General features: G+C 27.5%; 5 protein-coding genes. All 5 read right to left on the bottom strand.

Annotated elements, in window-relative coordinates:
• Window positions 1-139: 139 nt before the first annotated feature.
• Genes BST80_RS03655 through metG form a run of 5 tightly spaced genes read right to left on the bottom strand, consistent with a single transcriptional unit; the run spans window position 140 to window position 5,794 of the window.
• The gene (locus BST80_RS03655; RefSeq protein ID WP_415746007.1) at window positions 140-538 is read right to left on the bottom strand and encodes an FAD-dependent oxidoreductase; all 399 of its coding nucleotides are present in this window, start codon (window positions 536-538) and stop codon (window positions 140-142) included.
• A 39-nt stretch (window positions 539-577) separates the two neighbouring features.
• A complete protein-coding gene (locus BST80_RS03650) occupies window positions 578-955 on the bottom strand; it encodes an FAD-dependent oxidoreductase (RefSeq protein WP_415746006.1) in 378 nt (125 codons plus the stop codon).
• A 4-nt stretch (window positions 956-959) separates the two neighbouring features.
• The gene (cysS, locus tag BST80_RS03645) at window positions 960-2,297 is read right to left on the bottom strand and encodes a cysteine--tRNA ligase (protein WP_415746005.1); all 1,338 of its coding nucleotides are present in this window, start codon (window positions 2,295-2,297) and stop codon (window positions 960-962) included.
• A complete protein-coding gene (gene mnmG, locus BST80_RS03640; RefSeq protein ID WP_415746008.1) occupies window positions 2,284-4,191 on the bottom strand; it encodes a tRNA uridine-5-carboxymethylaminomethyl(34) synthesis enzyme MnmG in 1,908 nt (635 codons plus the stop codon). The genes cysS and mnmG overlap by 14 nt, the downstream gene beginning before the upstream one ends.
• Window positions 4,192-4,213: 22 nt before the next feature.
• The gene (metG, locus tag BST80_RS03635) at window positions 4,214-5,794 is read right to left on the bottom strand and encodes a methionine--tRNA ligase (protein WP_415746004.1); all 1,581 of its coding nucleotides are present in this window, start codon (window positions 5,792-5,794) and stop codon (window positions 4,214-4,216) included.
• Window positions 5,795-5,967: the final 173 nt, after the last annotated feature.

The following is a 5,967-nucleotide window of genomic DNA, read 5'->3' as shown; positions in this document are numbered from 1 at the left end:
TTAAAAGTGGCTTGTTTTATTCCTGTTAATCGGAATAATTCTTTATCATTAATAAAATCAAATTTATCAAATTTCATAATTTTAGATTCCTATAATTTCTATTTTAAATATATTTTATAGGAATTTTAAAATAACTAGGTTATGCAAGAAGTCTATTATATAAACTATCAATGACATTATCTTGCCGTAATTGAACCACTGCAAATGGCTGCTTACCATTTTTGTCTGGTAAATTATTACTACTCATTGGTCCATTCAAAAGAATTTTTCGTGATGTTTGTGCCATAATCTCAATTGGTTGACAACCTCTAAAATATTTTTCAAAATCTGCAATAGGAACTCGTTTTGCCGTTACTAATTCTGTAACTAATTGATTAAACTCATCTTCTGTTAACGGACAAATAATATAATCTTTTTGTTCTGAATATCGTGCGCCATAATATGCTTTTGAAAAATCAATTCCAGCTTTTGTTACAATATAATACAACGCTTTCTTACCAACTAACTTTTTAAGTTGAAGAGCAAAATTTGTTGTCACTAATGGTCCAACAGCAATATATAGTAATTTGTTTTGGATCTATTTTAATAAATTCATCATAAATAATGGTAATATTAGGTGTTTTATTAAAGTTGCTGTAACTTTTTGTGAAAATAACTCCCGGTCAACACTAAGTGCATCATCAGCAGGGACTTGAACATCATAAGCTGTTTTTAAAATGAAAGAATTTAATAACTTTAATTCTTCTTTTAAAATTCCAATTGCATTTTCTCTTGAAACACTACGAAAAGAATTAGAACAAACTAATTCTGCAAATGTATCTAATTTTTGAACTGGATTTTTAAATAATGTTTTTGCTTCATATAATTTTACTTTTAAACCACGTTTTGCTAATTGGTAAGCAATTTCACAACCTGCTAACCCAGCACCAATAATATTAATTTCTTTTTGTTTCATTCCGTTACAAAATATCTTTTTCTACTAAAACCTTACGAAGCTCATCTGCTTTGACAAAATCTTTATTATTTTTTGACTTAATTCATTCTAATAAATATTTACAAATTTCACCACTAATCACTGGTAACTTAAAATTAAAATTCATAATATTAAAAATAATATTATAAAAATCACTAGCAAGTTGCAAATTAAGTTTTTTATCACGTAATTGAGTATTAATAATTTTAATCATTTTACTAATAATAGTTAAAACATTTGGACTATTTAAATTATTTGCTAACTCAGCAAGAACTTTCTTAACATTGTCACCATGTTGTGCTAAATTATAATTTAAGTTATATTCAGCTAAATATAAATTTACTGCTTTTAAGACTTTAAAAATCTTTTCGGTTTCACCTTGTGCACTAATAATTAAAGTTTCTGTTACATTTAATGGTTGTGTATAATTAGTCGCATATAACAAATAACGTAATGTATTTGCTCCGTATAATTTAATAAAATCACGAACTAAAATAGTATTATTTAATGATTTACTCATTTTTTTATCAGCAACATTTAAATGCCCATTATGCATTCAAATGTTTGCAATTTCCTTATTATTTTTTGCTAAAAATTGAATTCGTTCATTTTCATGATGAGGAAAAACTAAATCAATTCCGCCAGCATGAATATCAATTGTTTCTTTATGAAAAAATTTATCAATTAAGACAGCACATTCTGTATGTCAACCTGGGCGACCTTGATATAATTTACCCGTTTGATCATAAAAGGGAAAAGAAACTCCTTCGGTTGTTTGCTTTCATAAAGCAAAATCATATTGACTATGCTTATTAGCATCATGTTCAATTCGAATATTAGTTTCTAATTCTGAAATTTTTTTATTAGCTAATTGTCCATATTGTGCTTGATATTTTGCAATATCAAAATATACACTACCATTAACTTCATATGCAGCATTAAGTTTAACTAATTTTTGAATAAAAGTAATAATATCTTTAACATGGTCTGTTACTCGTACTCGCTTTGCTGGTGTTCTAACATTTAAATTAAAAACATCTTCTTCAAAAGCTTTAATATAAAATTCTGCAATTTCTTGTTCAGTTTTATGTTCTGTTGCTGTTTTAGCAATAATCTTATCATCAATATCCGTGTAATTTTGAATATAATTAACCTCAATATGTTGAAATTGTAAAAAACTAACTAATAAATCAACAGTAATAATTGCACGGGCATTACCGATATGAATGTAATTATAGACAGTTGGTCCACAACCATAAATATTAATTTTTTTTGTTTGACTATAATCTGTAAAATTACGAGTCAAAGTATTATATAATTTCATACTTCACCCTCTTATCTATTTGCATCCAATTCCATTTTTTTAAATGAAATAAAAGCATTTGAATATCAGCTGGATTAATTCCTGAAATTCGATTCGCTTGACCAATTGAAATTGGTCTAATCTTTTTAAATTTTTCTCGTGCTTCAAGTGCCAAGTTATCTACCAAATCATAATTCAAATTAACTGGAATTAATTTATTTTCCAACTTAATTGTTTTTAAAGCAATTTCTTGTTCTTTTTTAATATATCCTTCAAAACGAATATTAATTAATAAATTTTGTTTTAAAAATGATTTTAAATTATTTAACGGTGGTAACTCCTCCTCTAAATATTTTAACTCAATATTTGGTCGTTTTAATAAATTATAACCAGAAATGCGTTCTGTAATGTTGGCAACACCTAATTTAGTTAGTTTTTGAATTAATGGTGATTTTGCCGTAAAATAAGTTTCTTTTAACAATTGCATTATTTCATTATAACTTTGAACATTATTTTGATATTCAATTCAACTTTTTTGATCAATTAAACCAAATTGATAAGCATAATTTTTTAATCGTTCTTCAGCATTATCATTGCGCAATAATAAACGATATTCAGCACGAGAAGTTAATAAACGGTAAGGCTCTTCTGTCCCTTTTGTAATTAGATCATCAATTAGCACTCCAATATAAGCTTGGTCACGACGTAAAATGAAAGGTTCTTTTTGGTCAATACTTAAAACAGCATTAATTCCAGCCATTAAACCTTGGCAAGCAGCTTCTTCATAGCCACTTGTTCCATTAATTTGACCCGCCGTATATAAATTTTTAATTTTTTTTGTTTCTAACGTATGTTTTAATTGTGTTGGTACAATTGCATCATATTCAATTGCATAAGCTCATTTTAAAACTTCAACATTTTTAAATCCTGGCAAGGAACGTAGCATCTTTTCTTGTACATCAATTGGCATTGAAGTTGAAAATCCTTGCACATAAATTGTATTTAAACTCTTTGATTCTGGCTCTAAGAAAATTTGATGACGTGGTTTATCAGCAAACCGCACAATTTTATCTTCAAAACTTGGGCAATAACGTGGCCCTGTTCCTTTTACATTTCCAGAATACATTGCTGATGCTGTTAAATTTTTTTGCACAATATTATGTGTTTTTGGTATTGAATGAATTAATCAACATAATTCTTGCTCTTGTAATGGTGTAAAGGTTTTTGTTGAATAAGAAAAAGCTAGTTGCAAATCACTCCCTGGTTCTGGTTGTGCTTTACTATAATCAATTGAAGTATTAAGAACACGTGCTGGTGTACCAGTTTTTAAACGAAATAACTCAAACCCTAAATGTTTTAACTGGGTTGATAATCCTGCTGTTGTAATGTCGCCATCAGGTCCTTCTGCTTTTTTTGTCATTCCTTGTAACACTAAAGATTGCATATATGTTCCTGTTGTTAAAATAACTTTTTTTGCAAAAAATTGTGTTTGATCTTTTAACATTACTCCATAGCAATTATTGTTATCATCAACCAATAAAGATTGAACTGCTCCTTCATATAAATCTAAATTATCTTGCTTTTCAATTATTTTTTGCATATATTTTGCATATTCAATCTTATCTGATTGAGCGCGTAATGCTCATACAGCAGGACCACGTGAAGAATTTAATAATTTCATTTGTAAAGCTGTTGCATCAGCTGCTTTTGCCATTTCACCACCAATGGCATCAATTTCACGAACAACAATCCCTTTAGCTGGACCACCAATTGAGGGATTACATGGCATTAATGCAATTTTATCTTTATGTAAAGTAACTAATAATGTCTTTTTTTTCATTCTTGCTGCAGCTAAACTTGCTTCGACGCCAGCATGACCAGCACCAATTACAATTACATCATATTTTTTCATTAAACTCCCTCCTTTACTAGTTTTATTAATTTAATTCTGCTTCAATTTGTTTTAATTCTTGTTCTACATTAACACGATTAAATAAGTTTTCTTTTTTCTCTATTGTTTTATTATAAATGATTTCTTGCGTTAAAATTGTTTCAAATGTTAAATCAGTTAAATTAACATTAAAATAATCGGCAATTTTTTGCGCATTATCAACTAAAACTAGCTGCAATAAAAAAGCACTAACAATAATAGTATAAGCTAAACTTGCTAAAGTTTCATATAATTGTTCCATCTTTTCGTTTTTTTCTAACTTTCAAGGTTTATTTTCTTCAATATATTTATTCGCCTTATTACATAATTCCAAAATAATGTTTAGTCCTGCTGAAATTTGATAAGCATCCATTGCCTGCTGATAATTCTGCACCGCTTGGATACAACTTTCAATTAGCACATTATCCAATTGTTGTTGTTTTACTAACTGACCATTAAAATATTTACTAATCATATTACTTACTCGTGATACCAAGTTCCCTATATTATTAACTAAATGAACATTATATGATTCTAAAAACATTTCATAAGAAAATTTACCATCATTTTCAGTTGGAATTTCATATCCTAAATAAAACCGTAATGTATCTCGACCATATTTATCAATTAAATATAATGGATCAACAACATTTCCAATTGATTTACTCATTTTAGTATCTTTAAATAAAATTCAACCATGCGATAAAAGTTTATTAGGCTGACGTAACCCTAAACTTTCTAGCATACTTGGCCAATAAATCGTGTGAAAACGAGCGATTTCTTTTCCTAATAGTTGCAAAATCTCAACATCCTCATTATTTCAAAATTTATTAAATAATGTTTCATCATTTGATAAATAACCTAATGCTGTTAAATAATTTGATAATGCATCAATTCAAACATAAATAATGTGTTTATCATTTTCTAAGGTTTTAATTCCTCATGAAAAAGTTGTTCTAGTAACAGATAAATCAGTTAAGCCTGGTAAAATAAAATTATTTAACATTTCATTTTTTCTTGGTTCTGGTTCAATAAAACCCTGATGATTATTATAATAATTAATTAAAAATTGACTATATTTTGAGACTTTAAAGAAATATGTTTCTTCCTTTACTTTTTTTGGTTTATTACCACAAACTAAGCACTGGTTTGTTACTTTATCAATTTGTGCTTCAGTTAAAAATTCTTCACAACTAACACAATATAAACCTTCATATTCTCCTAAGTAAATATCTCCATTATTATATAATTTACTAAAAATTTTTTGGACTCCAACTTCGTGCTCTTTATCAGTAGTACGAATAAACTTTGAATATTCAATTCCTAATTTATTTCATAATAATTTAAAATTATCAACAATCATTGTTGTAAATTGATATGGTGTTACCCCTGCTGCTTTTGCTTTCTTTTCAATTTTTTCACCATGTTCATCGCTGCCTGTTAAAAAGAAAGTTTCATAACCAGCCATTTTTTTATAACGATTAATAATATCCGCTAATGTAGTAGTATATGCATGTCCAATATGTAATTGCGCACTTGGATAATAAATTGGGGTTGTAACATAAAATAATTTCTTGTTTTGACTCATAATATATCCCTCTCATTGTTATACATTTTAACAATATAAATTATATCGCATTTTTGCCAATAAAATAAGAGTTTTTTAAAGACAATTTGTGAAAACCATATACATTTTAGACCACTGATTTAGTCTTTAAATTAAAATGGAGATTAAAATGAAAAAGTATATGGTAACAAGCA

Origin of the sequence: Spiroplasma sp. Moj (genome assembly GCF_016082285.1) — a bacterium.
GTDB classification, from domain to species: Bacteria; Bacillota_I; Bacilli_A; order Mycoplasmatales; family Mycoplasmataceae; genus Spiroplasma; species Spiroplasma phoeniceum.
The sequence above is the reverse complement of the archived record's forward strand: the minus strand, read 5'-3'. Positions and strand labels throughout refer to the sequence as shown.